Genomic DNA, 25,590 nt, shown 5'->3' with positions numbered 1-25,590 from the left:
CCTGCCGATCCTCCCGAAGAACACCGAAGGCATCCGGTCGAAGCTGAAACGCCTGGTCGCCCGAGGCATCCTCACCGAACCCGAACCCGGCCTGTTCACTCAGCCCCGCACCTGACTACCGACCCACCCCGCCGACCGGGCATCCTCACCCAACTCCAAGCCCGAAACGGGCATTACCTCGCTTACCGCACTCTCAGTGCCACGACCCGGTTGCGGGTGGCGGCCAGCTCGCTGATCGAGCGCGGCGCGTCGCGCAGGTCCACGGGCACGCCCAGACTCAGGTGGGCGAGGGCGGCGTCGAAGCCGCCACCGCCCGGCTTCCGGTAGACGATGACGCGACCGTCCGGAACGTCCACCATCAGGCCCGTGAAGACATCCTGGTAGGAGCCGCCGAGGCGTGAGACCGCGTCCGCGGCCGTGTCCAGCTGCTGCTGGTCCGGTCGGCCCGAGCTCGGCGGAGGGCTTGCGGCGACGGCGGACGCGGCGGCACTCGTCGGCACGGGAGCGGACGGCACGACATTGGTCTGTCCAGCGCAGGCTGCGCAAGCGAGCAGAGCGGTCAAGGCCAGGGTGACAGTGGTCAGGTGTATCGGCGTTGGGGTACGGGGCATCGAGCCAGCCTCACTTCATCGGCGACGGCTGGTGATCGTACGCGGGCGCGTAGCGGCGTGCGTAAAGAAGGCAGGCACGGCTTCCGAGATCACGGAGTTTTCTACGCCCCGTGACCCGAGTGGAAGACCGTGCCTGCCGACGCATCATCCCCGATTCCGACTGCCCTTGACCAGCTCCGCGAGCAGCCCGAGGCGGCTGCTGGGGAGGTGCCTGGTCTGCTGGAGCGGCTGGCCCAGGTGCCGGACCCCCGTGATCCGCGTGGAGTGCGGCACGCGCTGGCCGTGGTCCTCGCCCTGACAGCGTGCGCGGTGCTGGCCGGGGCGACCTCGCTGCTGGCGGTCGGTGAGTGGATCGCGGACGTCCCGCCGCAGGTGCTGGAGCGGCTCGGAGTGCGCCCCGATCCGGTGCTGCCCAGGCGGCTGGTGCCGGCCGAGGCGACGGTCCGTCGGCTGCTCGCGCGTATCGACGGCGATGCCCTGGACCAGGCGGTGGGTGGGTGGCTGGCCGACCGCCGGCCCGCGGGCTCCGGACTGCGCGGACTGTCCGTGGACGGCAAGAGCCTGCGCGGCGCGGCGAAGGCCCGCGGGCGGAAGATCCATCTGCTCGCCGCGGTGGAGCACACCACCGGATTGGTCCTGGCCCAGCTCGACGTCGGCGAGAAGAACGGAGAGACCAGCCGCTTCCAGCCGCTGCTGGACAGCGTCGCCGACCTCGCCGGGATGGTCGTCACCAGCGACGCGCTGCACACCCAGCGCGAGCATGCCGGCTACCTTCTTGGCCGCCGGGCCCACTACATCGCGATCGTCAAGGGGAACCAGAAGAAGCTGCGCAAGCAGCTGAAGTCCCTGCCTTGGAAGGACATCCCGCTCCAGGGACGCACCCGCGGCATCGGTCACGGCCGCGCCGAGATCCGCCGGATCAAGGTCGCCACCGTGAACAATCTGTTCTTCCCTGGCGCACGGCAAGCCGTCCAGATCAAGCGCCGCCGCACCGACCGCAAGACCGGAAAGACCACCATCACGACCGTCTACGCGGTGACCAGCCTCACCGCCGAGCAGACCAATCCGGCCCAGCTCGCGCAACTGATCCGGAACCACTGGAAGATCGAGGCGCTGCACCACGTCCGCGACACCACGTTCGCCGAGGACGCCTCCCAACTGCGGACCGGAAACGCACCCCGCGCGATGGCGACCTGGCGCAACCTCGCCGTCGGTGCCCTCCGGCTGAACGGCGTCACGAACATGGCCGCCGGCCTCCGCCGCAACGCGCGCGACGCCCGACGACCCCTCACCCTCCTCGGCCTCGCCTGATCGCAAAACGGGCGCCTGCTGACTACGCCGAAGCCCTGCCCTGGTGGAGGGATCGCCAGCCAGTAGACCGGCCAACCCTCGTAGAACGCCGGCTGGTCAGCCGGGAGACGGCCTGGGAGTGTCCAGGCGGCCTACGGCCGACGGGTGGGTTTAGCCAGCAGGGCCTTGGCGGCGGCCGTCGCGACGACCTCGGCGACCGTGGACAGGGCAGGCGAATCCAGCTTCCACTGCTGCCAGTACAGGGGGACGTCCATGGGCCGGGCGGGTGCCAGTTCCACCAGTCGGCCGGACCGCAGCAGCGGATCGGCCTGCAATTCGGGTACGAGGCCCCAGCCGAGACCGGCGGCCACCGCGTCCCGGAACCCGTCCGAGGCGGGCACCAGGTGGCGGGTCCGCCCGGCGCCTGACTGCCCCCGGGTGAGGGACCGGACGAACTCGTCCTGAAGCTCGTCGCGCCGGTCGAAGACCACGGTGGGGGCTTCGCACAAGTCCTCGGCCAGGTCTCCGGTGAGATGACGGGCCGCGAACTCCGGCGTGGCCACGGCCAGGTAGCGGGCCAGCCCGAGCCGCCGCGCGGTGCAGCCGGCTACCGGGTCGGGCGAGGAGGTGACGGCGGCCATCACCTGGCCCTCGCGCAGCAGGGCGGTGGTGTGGGACTCGTCCTCCCGGTAGAGCTCGAAGCAGATCGGCGGGTCCTGCGGCACCTGGGTGAGCGCGGGCAGGAACCAGGTCGCGAGGGAGTCGGCGTTGACCGCGATCGGGACCCGGGCCGGATCCTGCTCGGCCGCCAGGCCCAGTTCGGCGCGGGCGTCGCGTTCCAAGCGGGCCAGCTGGCGGGCGAAACGGACCACCACCTCGCCGGACTCGGTGAGCCGCACCGGTTTGCTGCGCAGGAGCAGGACCCGCCCGGTGCGCTGCTCCAGAGCTTTGACGCGCTGGCTGACGGCGGAGGGGGTCACATGCAGGGCGGCAGCCGCGGCGTCGAAGGTGCCCTCGTCGACCACCGCGAGCAGGGTCTGGACCTGGTCCAGGGGAAGCTCGTTCATAAGTACAGCTAAGGCTACTTAAGAATCTTTAGCTGTACTCATCAATGCGCGGTCCATACGGTCGAAGCCATGAACAGCAGCACCATCACCGCCGTAACCGCCGGTTTCGGTACCGGGCTCTCCCTCATCGTGGCTATCGGGGCCCAGAACGCATTCGTCCTGCGCCAGGGCGCCCGCAGGCACGCCGTCCTCGCGGTGGTCGCCATCTGCGCCGTCTCGGACGCGGCGCTGATCGCGCTCGGCGTGGCGGGGGTGGGCACGGTGGTCACCGCCTGGCCGGCGGCACTGACCGCAGTGGGCCTGATCGGCGGGGCATTCCTGCTCTGCTACGGCTTCCTGGCGGCCCGGCGGGTGCTGCGCCCGGATCCGGCGGCCGCGCTCACTGGCGGCGGACCAGAGGCGGGGTCCGTCCGGCGAGCGGTCTTGACCTGCCTGGCGATGACCTGGCTGAACCCGCACGTGTACCTCGACACAGTGCTCCTGCTGGGCTCGCTCGCCTCCGACCGCGGCGACCTGCGCTGGGCCTTCGGCGCGGGCGCGGCGCTGGCCAGCCTGTGTTGGTTCGCCGGCCTGGGCTTCGGCGCCCGGCTGCTGAGCGGCGTCCTGTCCCGGCCGAAGGCCTGGCGGGTGCTGGACGGGCTGGTCGCGGCGACCATGCTGGCGATGGGCGGGATGCTGGTCGCCGGGGCATAGGGCGGCCGGACCGCACAGGCCGACCTGGAGCACGCCCTCACCGGGCCGAAGGGCGCGTGGAGCTCCCGGGCTTCCGCCTCGGACCGTCGCGTTCGTCCTGCCGTCCCGGCCTGCCCCGTCCCGGCAAGAACCACCAAGCACATCCGGTCGTCTGCGGGCATCACTTGCCCCAGGGGACGGCGCGGCCGAAGACCTCGTTGACCTGTACCGCGACGTCTTGGCGTTTCGTGGCGAGCGAGACCGCGGCCATCACGGCGAAGGTCCAGCGCAGGCTCGTGCCCATCCCGGGGCTGTCCGCCACGAGCGGGACCATCGGCAGCAGGACCGCGGCCGCGGCGAACACCGCCGCCGGAGCCAGGCGTGGCATCCATCGCGCGAGGCGGCCCGGCACCGCGGCGCTGGATGGTGCCCCCGCCAGCAGGGCGGCGCGGTCCCCGGCCATCAGCGCCCGCAGGCCGTTCAGGAGCGAGGTCGTCACCTCGTCGACCGCAGCGGCGCTGTGGGCCTGGGCGAGGTCGCGCTTGTGGGCGCGGAACACGGCGGCGATCCGCAGGTTCTCCAGCCGAAGAGCGGCCGTCACCTCGGGCCCCGCATTGTGGATGCGACCCGGGTACATGCCGGCGCGCTCCACCCCGACCGCGATCTCCTCCAACCGCCTCGACCAGGCGGCCACGTCCTCGCCGGCGAACCAGCGGTGCCGCTTCTCGTGGAGATCGGCCACCAGCCGCGCCAGTTGAACGCACACCGCGTCGAACGGGCGGCACACCTTGCGGGCAATCCTGGCCCGGGCCCGGCTGTAGAGCACGTAGTACCCGCTCAGCGCGATGGAGGCCAGGCATGCGGCCAGGAACCCGGCCCACTGCCCGTTGATCCTCGCCTGGGGGTCTCCCGGCAGGGGTGTCAGAAGCCTGTGCCGGCCCTGGACAACGATCATCAGGAACACGACGGAGCAGCCGAGGATGGCGGTGAATGCCACGATCGCCTCGGCCCAGTTCAGGCTGGGGACCAACCTGGACAACGCGACCGCCCCCGCCACCGGCAGGACCAGGATGACCATCAGGGCGAGCATTCCCCCGGCCACGCTGCCCGCGACGAAGTCGGCCACCTCCTGTCTCGTCGGGTGTGGAGGACGACGCGCCCACGGGCTGTTCGCCGCGACCACTGCCGCGACCCCGGCAAACACCCACAACACCCCGCGCACCCGGCACCTCGCGGCCGTGTTCGCGCAGTGCCAGCGCAGCAGGACACCACGGACCCGGGCATCCAACCGCGCCCTCTCCGCGGCGGGCACCGCCTCCCGTGCCTTCCGGGCCCGGTCCTCCCCGACCCTGTGGCCCAGAGTCTCCTTGAAGCGGGCACGCGGCGAGACCCGGGTACGGGCAGCGTGCACCCAACTGATCGGCAGCGTCGGCGTCGTGGTCACCCCGGACAATGTAGAAGCGCGCACGCACCGCCGCCGCCGGTTTCCCGAATCCCGCCACCACACCGGCACCCACACCCACCACCGACGGCAAGGCGCAGCCCGGCCCCGATCAGGTCACACGCACGCTCGCACGGCGGGCAGGCAGAAGATCTTCGAGTACCCCGGCAACCTGGACGAGTACAAGCCCCACCTGCACCAACGCTGGAACGAGGGCTGTCATGACATTCCCCTGCTCCACCGCGAACTCCGGGAGCTCGGCTTTCCCGGAGGCGTTCAGACCGTGCGCCGCTACCTTCGGGAAGCCAGGCAACACGGCCTCCCGGCGGCATCTCGGCCCGTCCCGAGGCCCCGCCGAGTGGTCCGCTGGATCATGACTGACCCAGCTCGCCTCGGCGCCGGCGACGCTCAGGAGTTCAAGGAGATCCGGGCCTCCTGTCCGCACCTCAAGGCCGCTGCTGGGCACGTCCGTGACTTCGCCGCCATGCTCCACGACCGACGCGGCGACTTGCTGCCCCGGCTGGATGACCCGGGTCCTCGCCGACGACCTACCAGCCCGCCACTCCCTCGTCGCCGGCCTCCGCCGCGACCAGGAGGCCGTCGTCGCCGGACTGTCCAGTACCTGGAGTTCGGGCCAGGTCGAAGGCCATGTCACGCGAATCATTCTGTGGAATCAGCGATGTCAAGCCGTGTACTTGTGCATCACGTCGAGGTAGTGACGGTCTCGGTGAGGCACGTGGTTGTCCCGGCCCGGGAGGCTGAAGACCGCGTAGACGTCAGCGGGCCGGGTGAGGATGCTGGACTGCTGGCCGAAGGTGAGGGTGTCGTTGACGTGATGCTCACAGCCTGCGCTGTCCAGTGCCGTGATCAGTTCTTCGCGGAGCACAGTGGCCTCGAACGACTCTGATTCGGGCACGACGAGAGCGGGGAGCTTCGCTGTCGAACCGGGCCAGAGGTGGATCCAGATTCCGCTGACCGCCCGCTGGGTGACGTCCAGCTTGAGTCCGCCCCAGGAGTACGGGTAGCCGTCGATGTCGGGCCCCTTCATGATGTGGGCGGGGTGCGGCCGCCCCGGGCCGAGGAGGTGCTCAGCCTCGGCCAGGGGCATTCCGCAGTGAAGCGGACCGATCCTGCCGGTTCGGGCGAAGTCGACGAGCACGTTCATCAAGGTCACGGCAGTGACTGTGTCACTCTCCCGGGCCTGTGCGCACTCCGATATCAGCGCGGTGCGGAGCCCGTCCCGCCCTGTCGGACGTCGACGAGCGGCAGAAGCCGGGCCGTCACCGGCACGTCCAGTTCGCGTGGTGTCGGGCCGGCCGGAGTGGGTGTGTCGGCGAGGCGGTCGAGTAGCCGGTCCAGGGCCGCCTGGCCGTCCTCGACGGCTGCCTGCTCATCGTCGGTCAGCGGGATGGACACAGCCATCTTCTGCAAGTTTCTTTTGGCTTCCAGGAGTTGGGATCGCGTGGATTCCTTTGGAGTGTAGAAGTCGCAGCGTGCGCAGGCCATGCGGTGCTGGCATTGCTCGAAGAAGGTGTAGCTGCAGTAACCGTGTCCGAGGTCGTAGTGCTGCCAGGGCTCACCGGCCGCACCGCGCCGGCGCCGACGGCTACGAACGCCCCGTCGCCGCCGCCGTCGCCCCACCAGGTGTAGGAAGCCAGCGGGTTCGCGGATTCCGGCGTGGTCATGATGCCTCTCCCCTCTTCTCGGCTGGGTGGTTCAACGGCGGCCGCCACCAGGTGGTGGCGGCCGGGGCGGGCGGTCAGAGGTTCCACGGTCCCGGGACGGGGGTGGGCGGCTTGGCGGGGGTGAGGGACTGGTCGCAGGTGCGGGTGATCTGGAAGTCGCCCACTCCGCACTCGGGGCCGCGGTCGAACTGGACGACGTAGGGCCAGCGGGTCGGATAACGACGGACCAGGGTGATGACGCCGAGGGCGCCGGCCGGAACGCGGGCGTGGACGCGGGCGTCCTCTTCCCAGTACTCCTCGGCGGCCAGGTCTGGGTCGATCCACGTCGTGCGGATCGGCTCCAGCAGTTCCACCCGGTCGCCTTCCTCCAGGCGCACGTGGCTGGTGCGGACCTGGGCCTGGTAGCGGAGCAGTTGGACGAAGGCCCGCTCCCGCTCCACCGGGTCGGAGAGCACGCCGGGGTCCAGGACCAGCACCGACGGGAAGCCGGGCGCCGGCGTGCCCGTGGTGGCCGGGCGGTGCGGGGTCGGCTCGGAGCCGGTCCGGGGCTGGTTCGGCAGGGCGGTGGTGGTGTCGGCGGTCATCGGGCGGTGCCTTCCGAGGCGTTGGTGGCGTGGTACGGGGCAGGCCGGGGCGACCCCGGAGAGGGCTCGCCGGCCGCGAAGTAGGCGTCGGCCGTCTCGGTCAGGTGCCGCGCGAACCCGTCGGCCCGGGTCCGGTCCGCCGGGTCGGACTTCCGGTGCGCGCCGGCGATGGCGGTGTCGAGGTCGGCGGCGTACTGCATCAGGGCGTCGTAGATCCGGGCGGTGGTCATCAGGTCCAGCGGCACCCGGTCTCGGACCCGCCACAGCCGCACGGTCTCGGCGGTGTGGCGCAGCAGGGCGGTGACGTGGGTGGTCGGCATCATCAGCTCGCCACCGTCGTAGCGGTACAGCACCAGCGGGAAGCGTTCGTCGGAGCGGTCTTCGTCCACGGTGGATCCCTTTCGCTCGTTGTTCTTTGGTGCCGTCGGTGTCGGTTAGCCGGCGGCGGTCTCGGCCTTATGGCCGTGAAGCGCGTCCAGGAGCGCGGTCTGCTGGCCGGTCAGCTTGCCGTCGGTGCGGGCCTTGTCCTGCTTGCGCAGCCAGGTGCCGGGCCGGAAGGTCGGGTCGTCGCCGAGGCCGGTGCGGTTGACGGGGCCGGTGAGGGTTCCGCCGGCGGCGAGGTAGGCGAGCAGGCGGCGGTAGGAGCGGTTCCAGTCCGGCTCCAGGCGCCACAGTTCGTCCAGGCCGTCGAGCTTCGCCGTCTGGTCCGGGGTGAGGTTGTCGGCCCGGCGCTGGCGGCGCATCCACGCGCCCACCGCGTAGCCGTCGAGCTTCTCGGCGGTGGGGATGGCCAGGTGGCCGTGGAGGGCGGCCCAGGCCTTCGCGTAGGCGTGGCCGCGTTCCCAGGCGTTGGCGTTCTTCGACCAGATCATGCCGAGCGCTTCCAACTCGCTGACGCGGGCGGGGTCGAGCAGTCCCTGGCCGTGCAGGTGGCGCTGGCGGTCCAGCCAGGAGATCAGACCAGCGTGGGTCGCCTTGTCGGTCGGGTCGAGGTGGCCGTGCTCCAGGTGGAAGACCGCGGCGACGGCGTGCATGCGCTGCCACTCCACCGCCCGCGGGTTGAACGCCCGTAGCTTCACCGTCTGCAGGATCGCGCCGGCGTGGCGCCGGGCGTCGATCTGCAGCCAGTCCACCGGCGCCTCCGACGGCACCGGCCGCTCCTGCGTCCCCTCGCTGGCCCCGGCGCCCTCCCCCTCGGCTTGGGCCACGGTGGCGTGCTGGGGCTGGGCACGGTGGGCGCGCAGCTCGGTAATCCGCCCGACCACCCGCGCATCGTGGGCCGCGAGGGCGCGCAGCACCCGCCAGATCGTCCGGAAAGAGGAGGCCTCGATCTCGCTGTCGGCCTCCGCCTTCACAGCCTCCCCGGCGTCACAGACCTCCGCCGGGTCCGCGACCGCCGTGTCGTCACCGACCACAGGCGAGGGCAGGTAGACCGGGATGACGATCCAGGAGACCTTGCCCTGCCGGTAGGACTGGCGCAGCGCCCGGCCGACGGCCTGGACGATGTCGATGACCGAGCTCTTGGGGTCGGCGAAGCAGACCGCGTCCACGGCGGCGACGTCGATCCCCTCCGTCAACAACCGGGAGTTGCACAGGATCCCGCACTCCTCCCCTTCCTGGCCGGGCCGTTCGCCGGTGTGGGCCTTGAACTCCGCGAACGCGGCCCGGCGGTCGCGCAGCCGGTCGGTGCCCGCGACCGCCTTCGCCCAGATCCGCTCCGGCCGGTCCCCATCGCCCAGCAGACCGGCGGCGGCGAGCAGCGTCTCGGCGAACTCCCGGGCGGCGGCGACCCGCGAGTGGAAGGTGATCACCCGACGCAGGCCGAGGTCGGCGACCGCGCGCAGCACGGCGACCTGCAACGCCAGGCGCAGCAGTTCCTCGTTGCTGCGCTGGGAGCGCAGGTCGGCGACGGCGGGCAGGTTGAGCAGGTCGCGCAGGTCCTCGTCGGTGACGACGGGGACCAGGACGCGGTAGTCGGCGAGGTAGCCGTGCTCGATGCCCTGCCCGAGCGTCCAGGTGTAGACGGTGGGGCCGAAGACCCGCTCGTCGTCCATCGAGCACAACGCCGGCAGCACCCGGCCCTGCCCACCGTCGGTGCCGGCGTCGACATCGGCGTCGGCATCGTCGGCTGCGGCTGCGGCGGCGGCGGCCAGGTCGGCCAGGCCGTCCGTGGCCTTGCGGTCGTCGGCGATCCGCGGCGTCGCGGTGAAGTAGAGGCGCCGGGCGGCCGGGACCTGGTCGTCGGCGTGGACGGCCGCCCACGCCTTGCCCTCCGAGCCCGCCGTACGGTGCGCCTCATCCACCACCACCAGGTCCCACCCAGGCAGGCCGTACAGCCGGTGCGCCTCGACGATCCGCTCCAGCGAGGCGTAGGTCGCGTACACGGTCACCGACTCACCGGGCTCGGCCGCCCGGACCAGGTCGGCGATCCGCACGGCCTGCGTCGACACCTCCGCCCGCACCCGGCCCCCGGCGTCCGCACTCTCCAATGCCTCATCCCGAGAACACGCCGCCACCGCCAACCCCCGACGCCCGCCCCGCAGCGACCACGCCTCGGCCGTCTGCTCCAGCAGCTCGATCGTCGGCACCAACACCAGCACCCGCCCCCGGGCGGCCAGCCGCCGGGCGCAGCCAGCCGCGATCAGCGTCTTGCCCGAGCCGGTCGCCGCCACCACCGTCGCCCGGCCACCGCCCCGCACCGCACGCACCGCAGCCGCCACCGCGTCCTTTTGGAACCCGTGCAACGGCAACAGGTTCACCGGGCCGACCGCGCCGGGCAGCTCGGCGGACGGCTGCGCCGGGACAGGGAGCCTGCCGACCTTGACACGCGGCCCGACCGGCACGTCGGCCTCGATGGCGGCGGCGGTGGTCGTGGTCTCCACGGCGTGACTCCTTCGTCTGCGGGTGATACCGGGTCTGCGGGGGACTTAGTGGCACTACTCGGGGATCCAGCCCCTGACCTCCAAAAACGCAATGTCGGCGTCCGCGACGGCGCGGCCGGTCTCCACCAGCCAGGCCCGCATCGCCTCGGTGACGTCGCCGTGGTGCTCCGCCACACGGCGGGACCACTCGGCGGCATCGAACCCGCCCGTGGACGCGGAGCCGTAGGTGCGCTCCTCGGTGCCGTCCGCACGCGGGACGAAGCCGCGGCGCAGGCCCCCGGAGTCCCGTTCCGAGCCGGCCGAGTAGACGTATTGATCGGCGCGCATCCGCACCGTGAACGCCAACCGGCCGCCGGCCCGGCCGGTGGCGTGGACGACGGGAGCGAGGTGGGAGGCGCCGGAGCGGATCGCCTGGCGCCCAGCGCGCCCGGCCATCGACTCCCCGGGCGTGCCGACCACGTCCTTGCCCCGCACCCGGGCCTTCTGCCCGGACCGGGTCCGACGCCGCTCCACGCTCTCCCCCGCGATCCCCGCCAGCGCCTCGGTGTCGCGCTCGCCACCGCGCACCGCCCGCACCACCTGACGCAACGCGCCCACGAACGCCGCGCCCTTGCCCTTCGTGAAGAACTGGGAGACGAGCGAGGCGTCGCGGCCCAGCATCCGCGCGACCTGCCGCTTCGTGAAGCCCTGGTCGATCAGCTGTTGCGTGAGGCGGGCCGCCTCGTTCGGGTGGTTCGGGTCCGCGGGACTCACTGGTCAGCCCCCTCCACGGCAAGCCCGGCGGCGCCGGCCCGCCCGGGCAGGGGCGGCCAGGTCAGGCACTGGGCGGCGTGCGTCGGCCCGGCCAGCAGGTCGAGCGGTTCCATCCCCCAGTGCCGGGCCAGCAGGTCAACCTCGTCCAACGACCAGGACAACGCACCGGACTGACGGCGCGAGATTCCGTCCTGCGTCATGCCGACAGCCGTAGCGAGCTTGAGCTGGGTCTCGCCGGTGCGCTGCCGCAGCGCGGCCACCGTCAGCCGCAGCGTCTCCAACGTACTCAACACCATGGATGGATTCTATCCATATCTCATGGAAAAATTCCATGAGATATGGATGCTGAAAGATCCACATGGCACCCGAGGAGGCCGATTGAGGCCTCCGGCCATGGTCGGCACCGGCGCGTGGATCGACGGAACCGACGAGATGCCGTACCACGGGCCGTCCACCCTGTACTGCGAGGAACGGACGGAACCGCCTCGGCCGTGGCGCGAGGCGCCGGGGATTCGGGTCTGGAAACCGGCTGCCAGAGCGGTCGGCAAGTACACCCCAAGCCAGCTGGCTGACAACGCCGTATGACCCGATGGTGTACCCGGGCCCGGCAGCGTGCGGCGAGTCCGCCGCGTGCGGGTGTCCGCACCCGGATCCCGGCCGCTGCCGTGACGCGCTGGCGGGTGTGGTGGCATGCCAGAACCTTGAGAACTCGCCAACATCACAGCGGCGGTCTGCGATGCTCCTTCGCACCGGCCAGGCACGAACGAACGGCATCGCCTTGAAGATTCACTCGATAGCGGCCCAGAACTTCCTCTCCTTCGCCTCCCTTGACCTCTTCCTGAAGCCCGGGACGACAGTTGTGACCGGACCCAACGGCGCCGGCAAGTCGAACCTCGCTGCCGCCGTCGCGCTCCCCCTCCTCGTCCTGGCTCCCAGACTCGGTGACCCGGACGACGGCACCGACCCGCTGGAGATGTACGAGCAAGCGGGCCGGTTCGGCGCCGACGCCTACACCGTCAGCCTGGACATCGAACTGGACCAGCCTCAAGAGCAGGAACTGGTAAGGCTGTTCGTGGAAGCGGCCGTCGCCGCCAACGCCGCCAACATCCGCGACAAGCCAGGCTCCGAGAATTCACTCAGGGCTGCCCTCACGCTCTTCACCGAGCTGAATGTCGCCGCCGACTCCGTTCAGTCACTGCTCCGAGGAACTCTGCAGGTCGCATTCACAGCACGTCACCGATCCCGCTGGTGGGCAGCCTGGAACTTCAACCACAACGGGCAACCGATGCAGCTCCTCCTCCGAGGCCCTCACGCCTGCCAGCTCTATAAGGGGCAGCTTCCGCCCTGGACGGAACACGCGGTGGCCCCGCTGCGCACCGCCGCGCCGCTGCTCGAAAACCTGCGGTTGCCCATCGACCAGCCGACCTCCGACGAGAAGGTGCTGCGCTCCTTCCTGCGGCACATGAAGTCGCCGCAGACCGGAGAAACCGAACCGGCCGCCATCGACTTCGGCAGGATCCTGGACAACCTCGACGCCACACGCGCGTTTGTCGTCGACGTCCCGACCCTCATGCACGACACGCGCACCGAGCCAGCCGCCCTTGCAGCGCTCGCACACGCCCTGGGCCACGAGCACGGAAGGAACGTCCGCTACGACTTCCGCTCCGTCCTCGCCCAGGTCCTGCAGCAGGGCCTGATCCTCACCGACAACCGCCGGCTCCCCCTGGCGCGGCACTTCCCGCTCCCGAAACTGACCGGTCCCGTCGACCTACGCGACGGCAGCTCGGTGGCCGCCGAACTCCACCGGCTCAAGAATGGCAGCATCGAGGAACAGCAGCGCTTCGCCCAGGCCTGCGAGGTCTTCAAGGACATCACCCGGCTCGACCTGCACCTGCGCAGCCTCCCCTCGCCGGACGCTGGGCTCACGATCGACATCCTCGTCGGCCCGGCCTACAGCACGCAGATCGCCCAGTTCGCGGGCGCGGGCGTGCAGGAAGCCCTGCTGCTCGCCACCCTGCTGGCAGGCGAGGCGGGCCGCGTCGTGGTGCTCGACGAACCGGCCGTCAACCTGCACCCCACTGTGCAACGCCGCCTGTCTCACCACCTCACCGACGTACAGGGGCTCGTCATCACGCACAGCCCCGACCTGATCCCCTGCTCCGACATCACGGACCTCGACCGCGTCGTACGCCTCACCCAGCGATCCGGCGGAACCCACGTCAGCTCCCTGACACACGAACGCAGGGATCAGCTCGCCGCATGGATGCAGCGCCTGCTCCTCACAGACGTCCGGGCACTGCTCTTCGCCTCGGCCGTCATCCTTTGCGAAGGGGCCACCGAACTCGGCGCCCTGAGCCAGTGGTGGAACCAGGACCCAACCGGCCTCGGTGACCCGGGAAGCGTCAACATCGCCATGGTCGACGTGGGCGGCGAGGCGAGCTTCGGCGGATACATCAACTATCTGGAGGCGTTCGGGATCCCGTGGGCAATCGTCGCCGACGGGCCCGCATTCTCACCCAAGGGCAACCTCGGCAAGCAACTCACGAAGCTCGGCCTGGCTCCAGCCGATCCGCCAGGCCCGGATGCCGGCTTCGACGCCTGGCACCACTACTGGAACCGCGCCGGTGTCTTCACCCTGGCCGATGCATTCGGCAACGACGGCACCAAGTCCGGCGAGATCGAGGCCTACCTCGAACGCCTGGACACAGCACTGCTGGCGAAGGTCCAGGCCGAGCACCGCAACAGCAAGCCCCGCGTCGGCGCCGCATTCGCGGCCGCCCACCCCACCGTGCCACCCGAGGTCGTACACCTGTACCGGCAGATCCGCGCCCACCTCACCACCCGCGAAAACCGACCAGCCTGAGAGAACCAGCGGAGTGCCGCCTGCCCAGTCCCAACGGCGCGGGTCCACAGACGGCAGCTCGTAGTGGGCACGGCCCGGGCCCGCTCGGGGAATCGGGCGACAAGCCGGCCCCCATCATCGTGCGGGCCCACGACCGTGCCGCGCACCTGCGCCTACGCCAGCGCGGCGACGACGGCCGGCCCTCCGGTGCCGCTGACCTCGGCGGCAGGCACAGTAGTGACGGTGCCGTTCTCGTCGGGCAGCCACAGCCGGGCGCTGCGGCCGCGGTACGCCGCACCGCGCCCGGACGAGCGGACCTCGACCTCGCGGCCGGTCAGCTGGCCCCAGCTCTCGCCGAGCCCTGCTCGGCACCGCCCACCCGGCCTCCGGCAAGTTACCCGAGTGGTCCTCCAGCGCGATCAGCGCCGCCAGTTCCAGCCAGCCATGTAGCCGTAGCGCAGCAGCAGCTCGCGCAGCTCCTGGTCCGTTTCCGGCAGCTGCTCGCCGTCCCGCCAGTGCCCTGCGCGGACGAGGCGGTGGCAAACCGAAGGCGGGGTCAGCAGCTACCCATGGTGCCCAGGGCCCGGATTCGTGTGTGGACGTCGGCCGGCCGGGTGCCGGTGAGGAACGCGACCTGCTCGGGTGCGAGGCCCAAGGCGAGGTGCAGGAGCACGATGTCCTGCAGGTGGGGAACGAGGTGCTCGACAGGCCGCAGTGGGCCGGGGCCCGCAAGCAGGTGGACCCGCTGCCGGACAGCGTGCCAGGCGCAGGCCGCCGGGCTTTCGGTGCCGAGGATGGCCTGCCACGTCTGCGCGAGGTATTCGGATGCCGCCCGCAGGGCGAGGTCGGCGTCGGCCGGGCCGAGAAGCAGGTCGGCATAGTCGCGGTAGTGGTCGTGGTTGAGCGCGAGCAGCGCGTCCAGGCCAGGGAACGGGGTGCAGGCGGGCGGGTGTCGGCGAGCGGGGCGGGTGGGCATGGTGGTTCCCCCGGTGGGTCGCGGGGTCGGTGGTGGGCGGTATGCCGGGCCCGTGGCGGTGGCCCGGCACACCGGGGTGGTCAGCCGAATGCGGCTGGCAGGGTGGAGCGGGAGGCGCCGTACTCGGGGGTCCAGTACGGGTCGCGGGCGACCTGGACGTGTTCCCACAGCGGGCGCACGACGTCGGCGGAGGCGCGCAGGGCGTCGACGACCTTGTCGATGACGGGCCAGTCGGGCACGGGCTCGGGGGCCTGGCCTTCGAGGAGACCGGCGACCTCCCGAGGGCTGAGCCGTCCGTCGGCCTGCCGGCAGATATCGGCTGGCGGCGGGCCGAACGCGGCCAGGTGCAGGCCGCGCATGGTCGAGCGGAGCGCGGCCTCGGCCTCGGCGACCAGGCCGCCGCCGTCGCGGCGGATGCGTGGCGGTGTGGGGCGGGCCCCGCGTGCGGCCTCCCACAGGATCCGCAGGTCCTCGGGGTTACCGCTGCAGACCTCGGCCATGGCCTTGGTGACAGGCCAGGACGGCAGCTTGTGGCCCGAAAGGACCCGCGAGACGTAGGAAGGGGAGACCTCGGCGGCCTCGGCCATCGCCCGGAGGGTGGCCCCAGAGCAGCGGTGGAGGTGAGAGAGAGCACGGGAGAGCTGGGCAGTGTCCTGGCGTTCGCCTCGACCACCCGGTGGTGCGCCGTCCTCGGTGTCCGATCCGCCGTCGGTACTGTCGGCGGGATCCATTCCGTCCTGGTCTTGAAGGGCAGTCGGGCGGGCGAAGAGCGCCTCGAGGCTGCTCTCCAGCGCGAGCCGGATCACGGGCTCCTGGGACCTGATACGCAGTCCCCGGGCCACGCGGCGGCGGCGCAGGTGGTCTTCGGTGAAGCGGCGACCGGCAGCCTTGGGCGTCATGTGCAGGGCCTGCCCGATCGCTTCCCAGGGCTCCTTCTGATCGCGGGCCTGGCGCACGGCGTAGGCCTTGTAGTCGTCGACGTCCTGGAGCAGAACGGTGAGGTGCTCCAGCGACTTGAGGGGCTGGCCCTTCCTGCTCAGGTGCACGATAAAGGCGGCACGATCCGCGATGGAGCGGGCGACAGCGGCCGCTCCCGCGTCGCGGGTGAGCACCACCTTGCCCAGCCTCTTGTCGCGCCGGCTGGTGCTGATGCCCTTGGTCTTGCACGCCTCACTGCAGTAGTGCGGCGTCCGGCCGCGCTTGCGGGGGCGCTGGAAGATCATGCTGCAGCGCCTGCAGGTCAACTGATTCGTCGTCATTCGCGCTCGGTCTCCTCGGTCCGGTGCGCAGCGCTCCCGCGACACCGGGTCCTTTCCACAGTGGAAGCCGCCTGCGGGTGGTGCAGGACGGCGTCTCTACGGCCGTCGAAGCGGCCGGGCCACCGGGGGCGGAGCGGTTTGGGTCGTCTCCGCCCCCGGCCGGGTCACATGCGGGCAGAGGTGCTGAGCCGCAGGTGAGAGCCGCTCAGGTCCGCTACCAGCCCCAGCAGGGCCACGGCTGTGGCGAGGAGGTCCAGCGCGGTCAGGCAGACGACGGGGGCCGCGACGAGCAATGGGGTGGTCCTGAAGCGGACGTTCACCACCAGGTCAACCGTGAAGCGGCGGTTGGTGGTTTCGACCACCGGCTGACGCGGGATGTTACGGTCGGACACACCGTCTGGTGGCACTTCGGTGCGGACGGGGCCGCTGCAGAACGAGGACACAGCTCCTCCTGTTGTGTGGTGTTGGAAAGGCGGTGCCCCGGCAATCGGTTGGACGCCAGGCTGCCGGGGCCCGCACGCGGCGACAGTAGCCGTCGAGACACGCACAGTGGTAGCCACTCGGGTCGAAAATGCGATTCAGCGTCATATCCGTTAACCTGAGCCAAATTTCGACCGCCCACCCCGCCCCAGACGGTCATCGCCGGACACAAGCGGCTATCGATCAGCCCCACTCGATCACGACCGGTCGTCCGGTCTAGCCGGACTCACCTGCAGCTGTGGCCGGGCGGCCCGTTCCCGGTTCATTTCCCCCGACGAATCGAACACGGCCCGCGCGCGCCGCCCTACAGGTGATGTCCCACCGGGCCTGGCCCCGGTGCGGTGGCCGTAGTCGACGCGCGCCCCGACCCCACAGTCCTGAGCGAGGACTCTCACCTAGCCCCGGGGCCGGTCAGGGGGTTTCGAAAGAAAGCCTGATGCCGCCCGCGACCGTCGCAGGCCAGCCCCCGGGTGGTTCGGACGCAGAACCGGCCGCCACCACCCTGCGGGTGCGCGGACCTCCTGCGCACCCGCGGCTACGCCAGCGCGGCAGCAACACCCGTCCGCCCCGCGCCCGCAGCGGAGCCGGGGGCAGCAGGCACGACGGCGCCATTCTCGTCGGGCAGCCACAGCCGGGCGGTGCGCGGGCGATATGCCGCACCGCGGCCGACGGATCGGACCTCGACCTCGCGTCCGGTCAGCTGGCCCCATCCGTCACCGAGCCCGACCCACGACTTCGCGGTCACCTCCAGGCGCAGCTGGGTGCCCGGCCAGGGGCCGGGGGTGAGCAGGACGGTGCCGGCGCGGCGCAGGTGGGCGGCGAGCCGGTCGGCGGTGCGGGGCGGCAGGCGCCCGGGCGCAGCAGCGATGATCACCGGGCATGCCGGGGCGAGTGCTGCGAGGACCTCCGCGTAGTGGGTGCCGGGGTCGTCGACGACGAGCATGCGGGTCAGGTCGATGCCGTAGCCGGCGGCTGCGGCCAGGCCGAGGTCGGGAAGGCCGACTGCCGCCAGCCAGCCGTATCGGTCGGCCCCCGCTGGCCCGGCCGCGAGTGCGAGCAGCAGGCCCGTGTCGGTGGCCTCGGTGACCGTGCCCTTGGCGAGTCCGCCGCCGGGGACCAGGGGGCGCAGCGGTTCGAGTACGGGCAGGGTGTCGGCCTGCTGTTGGCGGGCGCGGGTGTCCGGGGAGGTGGCCTCCATGAGATCGGCCAGCCGCTCGGCCCGATCGGCCGCAGCTTCCTCCGGGGTGGGCGCGAGCACTGTTGTCACCGGTCGGTCTCCGTACCGGTTGAGGGCGCTGTCGCCCCGGGGGCGGGAGGCGTGGCGGGGCGCAGGGTGGCGCCGTCGGCGATCACCCAGGCTGCCTGCCGGTCCTCGCCCCAGCGCACGTGGGCGATCCATGGCAGCCCGGGGCCAGAACGGCGCTGTTCGGTGACGAGGCCGAGCGCCACTGGCCGCCGGTGCGCAGCCAGGCAAGGTGCCAGCAGCGGCCGGCGTCGTCCGGATCCGGCGCGCCGGTCATCTCAATCGGCACTATGACGGCCTCCTGCAGCCGGGCGGCGCCGGGGGCAGGGGCGGCCGGCTCGGGAAGCGGCCGGATGGCGGTGTCCTCGTAGAGGAACCAGCCCCAGTTCTCTTCGCCGGGGCCGGGGCCGTCCGGGCCCCAGCGCACGTGGACGACCCAGCGGGTACTGCTGGGCGGGCGGCGCCAGACGCTCAGCAGGGCCGGCCGCCACTGGCCGTCGAGGCGGATCTCCACCAGGCGCCAGCGCCGGACGTCGCGGTGGAGTCCGGGCAGGGTCATCAGCTCGCGGGGTGCGGGCTGGGCATCGCTGATCACCGGGGTCGTCGGGGTGGAGGGCAGGGCGGTCACACTTCATTGTTCGATAATTTGTTCGAGTGATCAACCGTCAGGCAACCTCGTCGGTCCTCACCGCTCCGGACGGTCTACCTGCACCGATGCCATCCCGTGCAGGACCCGGCCCGCCGTCCGCTCCTGTTCGAGGTGCCGGGTGAACGCATCGAGGCGCTCCTCGGGCTCCAGCTCGATCAGGCCGGGTGGCCACGTGCCCGGCGGCACGAGGATCACCACGGCGACACCCCGGCCCTGGGCCGCCTCCAGCCAGCCACGCGACACCTCGACCCGCGTGTCCGGCTCCCACACCTCGCGGCCCCCGACCAGCACCAGGCGCTCCACCCTGCCGTCTCCGACCTCGACGACCCCGCTCGTTTCCGGCGGCTCACCTGCGGCGAGCACGAAGCCGCTGTCGACCGCGGCCCCGACCAGGCCGGCGTGGAGCTCCGCGCCGACCTCCACGATCAGCTCCGCGAACGGCGGGCCCTTCGCCGCCTCGCGCACCCCCAGCGCCCACACCATCGGCCCCTGGATCCGACCGTTGTCCATCTCGTCTGCCATAACCGTTCAACGAGCCATGGGCGCCCACCCGCACGCCCCCGGCAAGCCTGTCTGCCTGTCCGGCCGTAGAGTCCGAACGTGGCCAGCACGCCGCCCGACTTCAACGCGATCGCCGACGCGCTCTACGCCCTCGCCCCGACCGACTTCACCGCCACCCGGAACGAGCGCGCCGACGAACTCAAGAAGAGCGATCCGCGGCTGGCCCAACGGATCCGCGCGCTGCACCGGCCCACCCTGGCCGCATGGGCGGCCAACCTCCTCGCCCACCGGCACCACGACCTGGTCGAACAGCTAATTGAGCTCGGACAGGCTCTTCGGGACGCCCAGAGGCACCTCGCCAGCGAGCAGCTGCGCGCCCTCACCGACCGGCGCCGTCAGCTGGTGCAGGCGCTGACCGAGCAGGCTCGGCAGGACGCCGCCGCAGCCGGTCACCCGCTCGGTGCAGACGCGGTCGGCGACGTGACCCGAACGCTGTCCGCCGCGCTCGCGGACCCAGACGCGGCCCGGGCCCTGGCGAAAGGCCGGCTGACCGCCGCCCTGGAGCCGCCGCTGTGGCCGGGCGCAGCCCCATCCGGAGCCGAGACGGATCGGGACGTGGGCGCCCCAGCGGGCGCGGCGCAGCCGGCAGCGAGGCAGGGGACATTCCGCAAGGCTGCGGAGCCATCCGACGGTCAGGAGCGGTCCGCGGCCAGGGCCGAGGCCGCGAGGCAGCGTCTGCGCGAGCAGGAACAGGCCGCCCGGGAGACGGTGGCCGCAGCGGTGGAAACGGAGCGGGAGGCCTCCGGGCGCGCGGCCGACGCCGATCGGGTGCTGCGCGACGCCCAGTCGGTCCTGCGGCGGGCACAGGGCGAGACCGAGCGGGCCAGGGCCGAGCTCGCCCGGGCGCAGGAGCACGAGGCCAGCGCTCGGGAGGATCTCGCGCAGGCCGGTGAGCGCGTACGGGCCGCCGAGGACGCCGCGCGCACTGCCGGCGGCCGGGCCGCCAGATCGCGGGAGGCCGTACGGGACGCGGTCGAGCGGTTGCAGAAGCTGGAGGCCCGCGGCCGCGGCAACCACACCAGCTGAAAGCGGTCGCGCGTTCCAACAGGGCTGGGCGTGCTGGGGCTGTCCGCGCGCCCGGCAGTGCGTCGCCTTCACCTCCGAGCGGGGCCACAGCAGGCGGCGGCGCTCGCCGGCCCAGTAACGTACGCGAACCGCACTCTAGGACGTCATCCCGCACGGTGGGACGCGGCCTGCTTCGCTCAGCTTTCGATCTGGGCTTCCGGCTCGTGCCGGAGATCGCCCGGTTCCAGGGCCGCGATCGTACGGGCCAGGCCCATGACGGAGTCCAGGACGTCCAGAGTCTCCGTGTCGGTCCCGGCTCCGGGCGCCCGCAACAGCCCGATCGTACGGGCAAGCGCTTCGGAGAACCGGAGGCTCCGGAGCCTCCAGTCCGGGAGCGTCGACACCATGCACTGGGCGATCGCCTCGGGCCCTGTCCCACCGTGGTCGCCCTGGACGGTGAGCGGGAGAGCGTCGGCCAGCCGCTGGTCGATCCGGCTGGGGGTCCACAGGCCGGCGTGGAACTCGTCGCGGATGTCCCCGATCGTGTCGCCAACCCCGGTGCCCGGGGTGAACCCGGACTCAACGATGATCTGCTTCAACAGCGCGCGGCTGGCGGCCCCGTCGTCGTCTCCGATGCCGGCCCACCGACCGGTCCAGTCTGTACCGCAGCGGATGCAGATCAGGGTGAGCTCGTCGCCCCAACGCCCCTGCACGATGTGACTCCTCGTCGACGGGCACCGGACGCACACCAGAGGGACGAGGACCGTCGAGACGAAGACGTCTCCGTCGGGGGTCGAGTAGTCGGCGACGAGCCCCTGCGGCAGCGGGGCCACCCAGTCCACCGCCCGCACCCTGATCTCGCCGGCCACCCTGAGCTGCCACAGGTGGTCGATAGTGGCGCCCGGGGGCAGTGAGTGCTCGATCATCGGGGTCCCCGTCTGGTAGGTGAGGATGCCGGGGCAACCGGGCCGCTCTCCGGTATCGGAACGCGTCGCCCATACCTGAACTCCCCTGCCGCCCACCAGACTAGCCCTTTCATCCCGTCCGGGGGCAGGTCGGCAACAACTACGACGGCCGGTGGTCCAGCGCCACCCGGGTCGCCGGCCCCGGCTCCGCCGGCGTGCTGCTCGCCGTGATGCCGATGGCCGGGCTGTTCTGGCTGGACGCGGGAACATTCGCGCTCTCCGCCGTCGCCCTGGCCGTGCTCGGCGCAAGTGCCGGCCTCCGGGCATCGGCACCGGCAGGCGCGACCGCAGCCTCTGGAACCGGACTGCGGGCGCGGGCCCGAGCCCTGGTGCGCACGCACCCGGAGACTGGGGTAGTGCTGGCCGTCCACGGGTTCGCGATCTTCGCGGGTGCGGTGTCGATCGTGAACTATGCCGCGTTCTCGATGTGCTCCCGGAAGACGGCCTCCAAGTCCTGGACCGTCCTGGCAGTGAGCAACTCGTCGGGCAGCCCGGCCTCCATCCCCACTCTGGAGTTGAAGTCCACCGCCGCTCCGTCCGGTACCAGCTCGGCGCATACCCAGGCGGCGAACTCCGCGGCCACGTCAACGGTCGTTTTGAAGATCGACACGCCTTCGTTGCCCCCGAGGCAGCTCGACCCGGCCCCGTCGTGTCCCACGTCGCCGACTGTGAAACCGAACCACCAGCCGTGCTTGTCGCTCGGTCCGCCATCGGCGTGGGTTTGAATCTCCGCCTCCCCGCCCTGCCGTCGGCGCAGCGCATCGAGGAAGGTATCGGCGGTCATGCCCCAGGTTGTGCCGGGTGCCGGGGTGAGGATGAAGGTGGTGGTGGGTTCCGGAAGCGGGTAGAGCCGCAGGAGTGTCTCGCGGTCCAAGGGTGTTCTCTCTTTCAGGAGACTGGTGAGCCGGGTGCTGATCCGCTCTCGGGGACGTATCGGGCGTATCCCTTGACGCCGCGCAGGGCGAGCATGGTGCGCCAGTAGGAGAGGGTGTTGGGGTCGCTGGTGTCGATCTCGACGCCTCGGATCTGGTTCTGGTTGCGCGGGTCGGCGATGGCCTTGGCGTACTTGTCCAGCTCTTCCTCGTCATCGCTGAACAGGAACGGCGGCTTTGCGCCCTTCTGTCCCTGCTGAGACTTCTCCAGCTCGTCCAACGTGCGGTAGCAGGTCTTCGGATTCTTGACGAACTTGGCTTCCACGATCATGCCGTCGCTGTCCCGGAGTCCGTCAGCCATGACGTACGGCTCTCTGCCTGGCTTGGGGACGATCGGGAGCTGGTACTCGGGATAGCCGGCGGTGTTCAGCTGGTAGAGCATCTCCTCGACGTCTCCGCCGGAGAAGTGGCCCTTGACGAGCCCCGACTTCCACTGCTGGAACGCGGCCAGCTCAGTGGGATTCAGCGGAGGGAAACCAGGGTGGGGCGGGACAGGCGGTCCCATCGGCGGTTTGGCCGGGCTGTTGGGGTCCACCGGACGGAAGACGGCGGGGACCAGAGGCAATGGCCCGGGCACGGGAAGCGGCGCCGGGAAGGGCAGGACCCACGGGAACCCCGGGCCGGACGGCTTCGACGGCGCGGGCTGGCCCTGGGGTACCGGTATGCGCTTCTGGGTGTCGTCGAGCACGTGCGGAGTGCCGGCGAGCGACATGATCTGCGTGTCGCTCGTCACCTTCGACTTCAGACCGCCGTCGTCGCCGTTGCCGCCGAAGATCGGGTTGTCCCAGGGCGCGTCGAACCAGCCGTTGAAAATGCTGGAGCAGTCGTCGATGTGCTTGGCATAGCTGTCACAGGCATCGCCGAGCTGGCGGCAGGCCGACGACAGGTTCGCCAGCAGCGTGTGCGTCTCGGCGGGCTGCGCCGGGTAGGCCTGCCGGCCGACGAAGGCGCTGAAGAAAAACGCGATCGCTTTGGCCGTCTCCCCTTCGTGGATCCCGTCGACGGTGCGCCAGGCGTCCTGCGCGTCGGTGAGAACCTTCGCGGTGAGCCGGTGCGCGGCCTGCCACGTCTGGGCGGTCTTCCTCAGCTTGTCCGCGTCCCCGCGGTACCGGTCCCCCCAGACCCACTTGTCAACGCCGCTGGTGGTCCCGACCGCCTCGGGCAAGCCTTCACCGATGCCCCGTGGGTCAGGCGCGCACTGACCTGGCTGCACCCATGGCTGCGACAGACCACTCGCAGGGTCGCCGTTCGGCTCCGCGCTCGCCTCGAGCAGGTGCTTGGCTACCTCGTCCTCGGCTGCCAGATAGTTGTTCGCGTTCATGAGCAGCGTCTCGGCGCCTTTGCCCATGAAGTGACAGGCGTTCGCCATCTGGTTGACCGCCGTCTTGGCCGTCGGCTTGTACACCGAAGCGAAGATCGCCCCTGCCTCGTCGTCCCCGATCATGCCGCCGGCCACGGACAGCTCCCGTGCCAACAGAGTCACGATGTTCAGCAGGTCCTCGGAGACCTGATGCAACTGCCACGACCCGTCGACCAGAGCCTTCACATCGACCTTGTAGCCGCCGTCCATCCCACCCCCACTGCCCCCACAACAAGGTCTCCCATGCTACGAGGCCTCCTCAGCGGTCGACCTGAAGGGCGGTCAGGATGGCGCTTTCGCACCCAGAACGATGCGTGATCATGATCAAAATCCCTGGAGGGGCCCCCTGGCGGCCTGTCAGGCGATTGGTTAGCCCTACCACCAGCCATGCGCCCAAGGGTGTCGTGCTGACGGGGAGCGGGAGAGGCAGTTGCGTCGGTGCCATGCTGGCACCGTAGAGAGCGCCGCCCTCGGACCCGAGCAGGCGCCTGGGGAGCCGCCCGATCAGATCAGCGTAGGCTCGGGTCAGCACCGGACACTCTGAAATGCGGAAGCCACAGACTGACTCCGGCCGTATCGCCGTCGATGCTCAGATTCCCGCCTCGCATGGCGCCATCCTCGCTATGCTCACGGCTCCCTTCGGAACGCCAGCATCGGGAGGGCGACCAACGGACTCAACCGCGCTTGATGACCGTGGCCAAGAAGCTGTCCAGTTCGGGGCTGACCAGATGGGCTTTCGGCAGGACGGTCGGCGGACGACCTATAGCCGTAGCCGGCACGGCCACCGGCTGGCGTGAGCTTCCCCCGCTGGGTGGGAGGTGTTGATTACCTGGTCAGGGCGGGTGTGGGTGGTTCGGCGGCCACTGGTTCGGCCGTCGCCTGGTCGGCGTAGTGCTTTGCCTCGTACTCGTCGGGGCTGAGCCAGCCGAGGCGCTTTTGGATGCGGCGGGTGTTGTACCAGCCGTCGATGTAGGCGAACAGTGCGAGGTCGGCGTCGGTGCGGGTCGCGAAGGTCGTGCGGCGCACGCACTCGGTCTTCAGCACGCTCCAGAAGTTCTCCGCGAGGGCGTTGTCGAACGAGTCGCCGACGGTTCCCATACTGGGCTCGATTCCCGCCTTCAGCAGGCGGGTTGTGAGCTTGATGGACGTGTACTGACACCCGTGATCGCTGTGGTGGATCAGCTTCCCGGGTTCGACGGGTCGGCCGTGCAGGGCGTACTCCAGCGCGGTGAGGACCAGGTCGGCGTCCGCTCGCTCCGAGGTGTGCCAGCCCACGATCCGGCGCGAGAAGGCGTCGCGGATCGTGGCCAGCCACCACGGGCCCTCGCCGGTCGGGATCAGCGAGATGTCGGCGACCCACAGCCGGTTCGGGGCGCTGGCGGTGAAGTCGCGCTGGACCAGGTCCGGGGCGAGGTCGGCCGCCGGGTCGCGGCGGGTGAAGGAGCGGGGCCGGCGCGGGCTGACGCCCTGGAGTCCGGCCTGGCGCATCAGGCGCTCGACCCGCTTGCGGCCGACGCGGGTGCCCTCGCGCCGCAGGACGGCGTGGACGCGCGGGGAGCCGTAGGTTTCGCCGGAGTCGGCGTGGATGCGGCGGATGTGCTCGGTCAGCTCGGCGTCGTGGCGCTTGCGCTCGCACGGCTCGTGGACATCGCGGCGCCAGCGGTAGTAGGTGGAGGCGGGGATGTGCAGTTCCCGGAGGACGGGCTCGGCCCCGAATTGGTCCTGGTGCTCGTCGACGAGCTTCAGTACCGTCGCCGGGTCAGGTCGAGCTCCTGGGCGAAAAAAGCCGAGGCGGCCTTGAGGATCTCGCACGAACGCCGCAGCTCGGCGTTCTCCTTCCGCAAAGCGGCCAGCTCCTCCTTCTCCGGGGTGCTCAGCCGGTCGTCGCGCTCGCCCCGGTCCGCCTCGTCCTGGCGGATCCAGTTGCGCAGGGCCTCGTGGTGCACCCCGAGGTCGCGGGCCATCTGCCGGATCACCGGCTTCGGGTCGGCGGAGCGGTACATCTCCACCGCACGCCGGCGCAACTCGGGCGGGTACTTCATCTGAGCAGCCATCACAAAGGCTCCCTTCTCATGACCCATCAGGCCATCTCCGCCAACCTTCCGCACCTCGGGGGAACCTCAGCCCTGCAGAACCACATGCTGTGCAGTGTTGTCCGCGGACAACACTGCACAGCTGGTCGACCTACCAATGCCAGATGGGATCTGTGCCCTCGCCGGTCCTGGTTGAGGCACTGTGTTGTCCGCGGACAACACGAGGGTATGCGTGCCAGCCACGTCGCAGAGTGCTCCGATGCACGGGCGATGTTGTCCGCGGACAACATCGGGTGTGCA

General features: G+C 71.0%; 24 protein-coding genes and 1 pseudogene. 4 read left to right on the top strand and 21 right to left on the bottom strand.

All coding sequences use genetic code 11. The features are described from left to right. Nucleotides 1-182 precede the first annotated feature (182 nt). A complete protein-coding gene (locus OP86_RS22045; RefSeq protein WP_157849811.1) occupies nucleotides 183-515 on the bottom strand; it encodes a hypothetical protein in 333 nt (110 codons plus the stop codon). Nucleotides 516-740: 225 nt separating this feature from the next. Here OP86_RS22045 and OP86_RS22040 point away from each other — a divergent pair. After that, nucleotides 741-1,763, top strand: a pseudogene (locus tag OP86_RS22040) (ISAs1 family transposase); the annotation flags it as partial. Nucleotides 1,764-2,053: 290 nt separating this feature from the next. Here OP86_RS22040 and OP86_RS22035 read toward each other — a convergent pair. Continuing rightward, nucleotides 2,054-2,968, bottom strand: a complete 915-nt coding sequence (locus OP86_RS22035) for a LysR family transcriptional regulator ArgP (protein WP_030055226.1) — start codon at nucleotides 2,966-2,968, stop codon at nucleotides 2,054-2,056. 69 nt (nucleotides 2,969-3,037) lie between these two features. Between OP86_RS22035 and OP86_RS22030 the strand changes: the two genes are divergently transcribed. After that, entirely contained in the window at nucleotides 3,038-3,661 is a 624-nt protein-coding gene (locus tag OP86_RS22030; RefSeq protein WP_030055225.1) for a LysE/ArgO family amino acid transporter, read from the top strand. A gap of 160 nt (nucleotides 3,662-3,821) precedes the next feature. Here OP86_RS22030 and OP86_RS22025 read toward each other — a convergent pair whose 3' ends face one another. From OP86_RS22025 to OP86_RS21985, 8 genes are all read right to left on the bottom strand, one after another. After that, a complete protein-coding gene (locus OP86_RS22025; protein ID WP_157849810.1) occupies nucleotides 3,822-4,766 on the bottom strand; it encodes a hypothetical protein in 945 nt (314 codons plus the stop codon). A gap of 997 nt (nucleotides 4,767-5,763) precedes the next feature. Further along, nucleotides 5,764-6,255: a hypothetical protein gene (locus tag OP86_RS22015; RefSeq protein ID WP_030055222.1), complete on the bottom strand. Its 492-nt coding sequence runs from the start codon at nucleotides 6,253-6,255 to the stop codon at nucleotides 5,764-5,766. 44 nt (nucleotides 6,256-6,299) lie between these two features. Next, on the bottom strand, nucleotides 6,300-6,503 hold the full coding sequence (locus tag OP86_RS38265) for a hypothetical protein (RefSeq protein ID WP_245231819.1): 204 nt from the start codon (nucleotides 6,501-6,503) through the stop codon (nucleotides 6,300-6,302). Between the two features lie 337 nt (nucleotides 6,504-6,840). Continuing rightward, nucleotides 6,841-7,350, bottom strand: a complete 510-nt coding sequence (locus tag OP86_RS22005) for a hypothetical protein (RefSeq protein ID WP_030055220.1) — start codon at nucleotides 7,348-7,350, stop codon at nucleotides 6,841-6,843. Then, the gene (locus tag OP86_RS22000) at nucleotides 7,347-7,739 is read right to left on the bottom strand and encodes a hypothetical protein (protein WP_030055219.1); all 393 of its coding nucleotides are present in this window, start codon (nucleotides 7,737-7,739) and stop codon (nucleotides 7,347-7,349) included. Before OP86_RS22000 ends, OP86_RS22005 begins: the two co-directional genes overlap by 4 nt. A gap of 45 nt (nucleotides 7,740-7,784) precedes the next feature. Next, entirely contained in the window at nucleotides 7,785-10,232 is a 2,448-nt protein-coding gene (locus tag OP86_RS36010) for a DEAD/DEAH box helicase (RefSeq protein ID WP_051830403.1), read from the bottom strand. A gap of 54 nt (nucleotides 10,233-10,286) precedes the next feature. Next, nucleotides 10,287-10,985, bottom strand: a complete 699-nt coding sequence (locus OP86_RS21990) for a hypothetical protein (RefSeq protein WP_030055217.1) — start codon at nucleotides 10,983-10,985, stop codon at nucleotides 10,287-10,289. Next, nucleotides 10,982-11,281: a helix-turn-helix domain-containing protein gene (locus tag OP86_RS21985; RefSeq protein ID WP_063832427.1), complete on the bottom strand. Its 300-nt coding sequence runs from the start codon at nucleotides 11,279-11,281 to the stop codon at nucleotides 10,982-10,984. The genes OP86_RS21990 and OP86_RS21985 overlap by 4 nt, the downstream gene beginning before the upstream one ends. A 440-nt stretch (nucleotides 11,282-11,721) precedes the next feature. Between OP86_RS21985 and OP86_RS21975 the strand changes: the two genes are divergently transcribed. Further along, nucleotides 11,722-13,848 carry an ATP-dependent nuclease gene (locus OP86_RS21975; RefSeq protein WP_167344222.1) on the top strand — a complete coding sequence of 709 codons (2,127 nt, stop codon included), beginning with the start codon at nucleotides 11,722-11,724 and terminating at the stop codon, nucleotides 13,846-13,848. A gap of 535 nt (nucleotides 13,849-14,383) precedes the next feature. Here the strand turns inward: OP86_RS21975 and OP86_RS21965 are convergent. The 6 genes from OP86_RS21965 to OP86_RS21940 form a co-directional block, all read right to left on the bottom strand. Beyond that, the gene (locus tag OP86_RS21965) at nucleotides 14,384-14,803 is read right to left on the bottom strand and encodes a hypothetical protein (protein WP_030055213.1); all 420 of its coding nucleotides are present in this window, start codon (nucleotides 14,801-14,803) and stop codon (nucleotides 14,384-14,386) included. Between the two features lie 80 nt (nucleotides 14,804-14,883). After that, entirely contained in the window at nucleotides 14,884-16,062 is a 1,179-nt protein-coding gene (locus tag OP86_RS33765; protein WP_051830402.1) for a helix-turn-helix domain-containing protein, read from the bottom strand. A gap of 164 nt (nucleotides 16,063-16,226) precedes the next feature. Next, nucleotides 16,227-16,424 carry a hypothetical protein gene (locus OP86_RS21955; RefSeq protein WP_157849809.1) on the bottom strand — a complete coding sequence of 66 codons (198 nt, stop codon included), beginning with the start codon at nucleotides 16,422-16,424 and terminating at the stop codon, nucleotides 16,227-16,229. Between the two features lie 653 nt (nucleotides 16,425-17,077). Then, the gene (locus tag OP86_RS21950) at nucleotides 17,078-17,809 is read right to left on the bottom strand and encodes a hypothetical protein (protein WP_157849808.1); all 732 of its coding nucleotides are present in this window, start codon (nucleotides 17,807-17,809) and stop codon (nucleotides 17,078-17,080) included. Between the two features lie 82 nt (nucleotides 17,810-17,891). Beyond that, nucleotides 17,892-18,413 carry a hypothetical protein gene (locus OP86_RS21945; protein ID WP_030055209.1) on the bottom strand — a complete coding sequence of 174 codons (522 nt, stop codon included), beginning with the start codon at nucleotides 18,411-18,413 and terminating at the stop codon, nucleotides 17,892-17,894. A gap of 57 nt (nucleotides 18,414-18,470) precedes the next feature. After that, entirely contained in the window at nucleotides 18,471-18,956 is a 486-nt protein-coding gene (locus OP86_RS21940) for a hypothetical protein (RefSeq protein WP_030055208.1), read from the bottom strand. A 78-nt stretch (nucleotides 18,957-19,034) separates the two neighbouring features. Here OP86_RS21940 and OP86_RS21935 point away from each other — a divergent pair, with 78 nt between their 5' ends. Beyond that, nucleotides 19,035-20,021, top strand: a complete 987-nt coding sequence (locus tag OP86_RS21935) for a coiled-coil domain-containing protein (protein WP_051830400.1) — start codon at nucleotides 19,035-19,037, stop codon at nucleotides 20,019-20,021. Nucleotides 20,022-20,197: 176 nt separating this feature from the next. On the opposite strand, the gene OP86_RS21930 is transcribed toward OP86_RS21935, so the two are convergent. The 5 genes from OP86_RS21930 to OP86_RS21910 form a co-directional block, all read right to left on the bottom strand. Next, nucleotides 20,198-20,869, bottom strand: a complete 672-nt coding sequence (locus OP86_RS21930; RefSeq protein WP_157849807.1) for a hypothetical protein — start codon at nucleotides 20,867-20,869, stop codon at nucleotides 20,198-20,200. 505 nt (nucleotides 20,870-21,374) lie between these two features. Then, nucleotides 21,375-21,839, bottom strand: coding sequence for a hypothetical protein (locus tag OP86_RS21925; protein WP_030055205.1), 465 nt, complete (start codon nucleotides 21,837-21,839; stop codon nucleotides 21,375-21,377). Nucleotides 21,840-21,853: 14 nt separating this feature from the next. Then, nucleotides 21,854-23,467, bottom strand: coding sequence for a restriction endonuclease fold toxin-2 domain-containing protein (locus OP86_RS38260; RefSeq protein ID WP_051830399.1), 1,614 nt, complete (start codon nucleotides 23,465-23,467; stop codon nucleotides 21,854-21,856). A gap of 615 nt (nucleotides 23,468-24,082) precedes the next feature. Continuing rightward, nucleotides 24,083-25,069 (bottom strand): IS3 family transposase, encoded by a 987-nt coding sequence (locus tag OP86_RS21915; protein ID WP_157849806.1) that lies wholly within the window; start codon nucleotides 25,067-25,069, stop codon nucleotides 24,083-24,085. Further along, the gene (locus OP86_RS21910; protein ID WP_030055202.1) at nucleotides 25,000-25,311 is read right to left on the bottom strand and encodes a transposase; all 312 of its coding nucleotides are present in this window, start codon (nucleotides 25,309-25,311) and stop codon (nucleotides 25,000-25,002) included. Before OP86_RS21910 ends, OP86_RS21915 begins: the two co-directional genes overlap by 70 nt. Nucleotides 25,312-25,590: the final 279 nt, after the last annotated feature.

The sequence above is a fragment of the Streptomyces novaecaesareae genome (assembly GCF_000716875.1).
Taxonomy (GTDB): domain Bacteria; phylum Actinomycetota; class Actinomycetes; order Streptomycetales; family Streptomycetaceae; genus Kitasatospora; species Kitasatospora novaecaesareae.
Note: the sequence above shows the minus strand (reverse complement) of the source record. Positions and strands in the feature narration are given on the sequence as shown.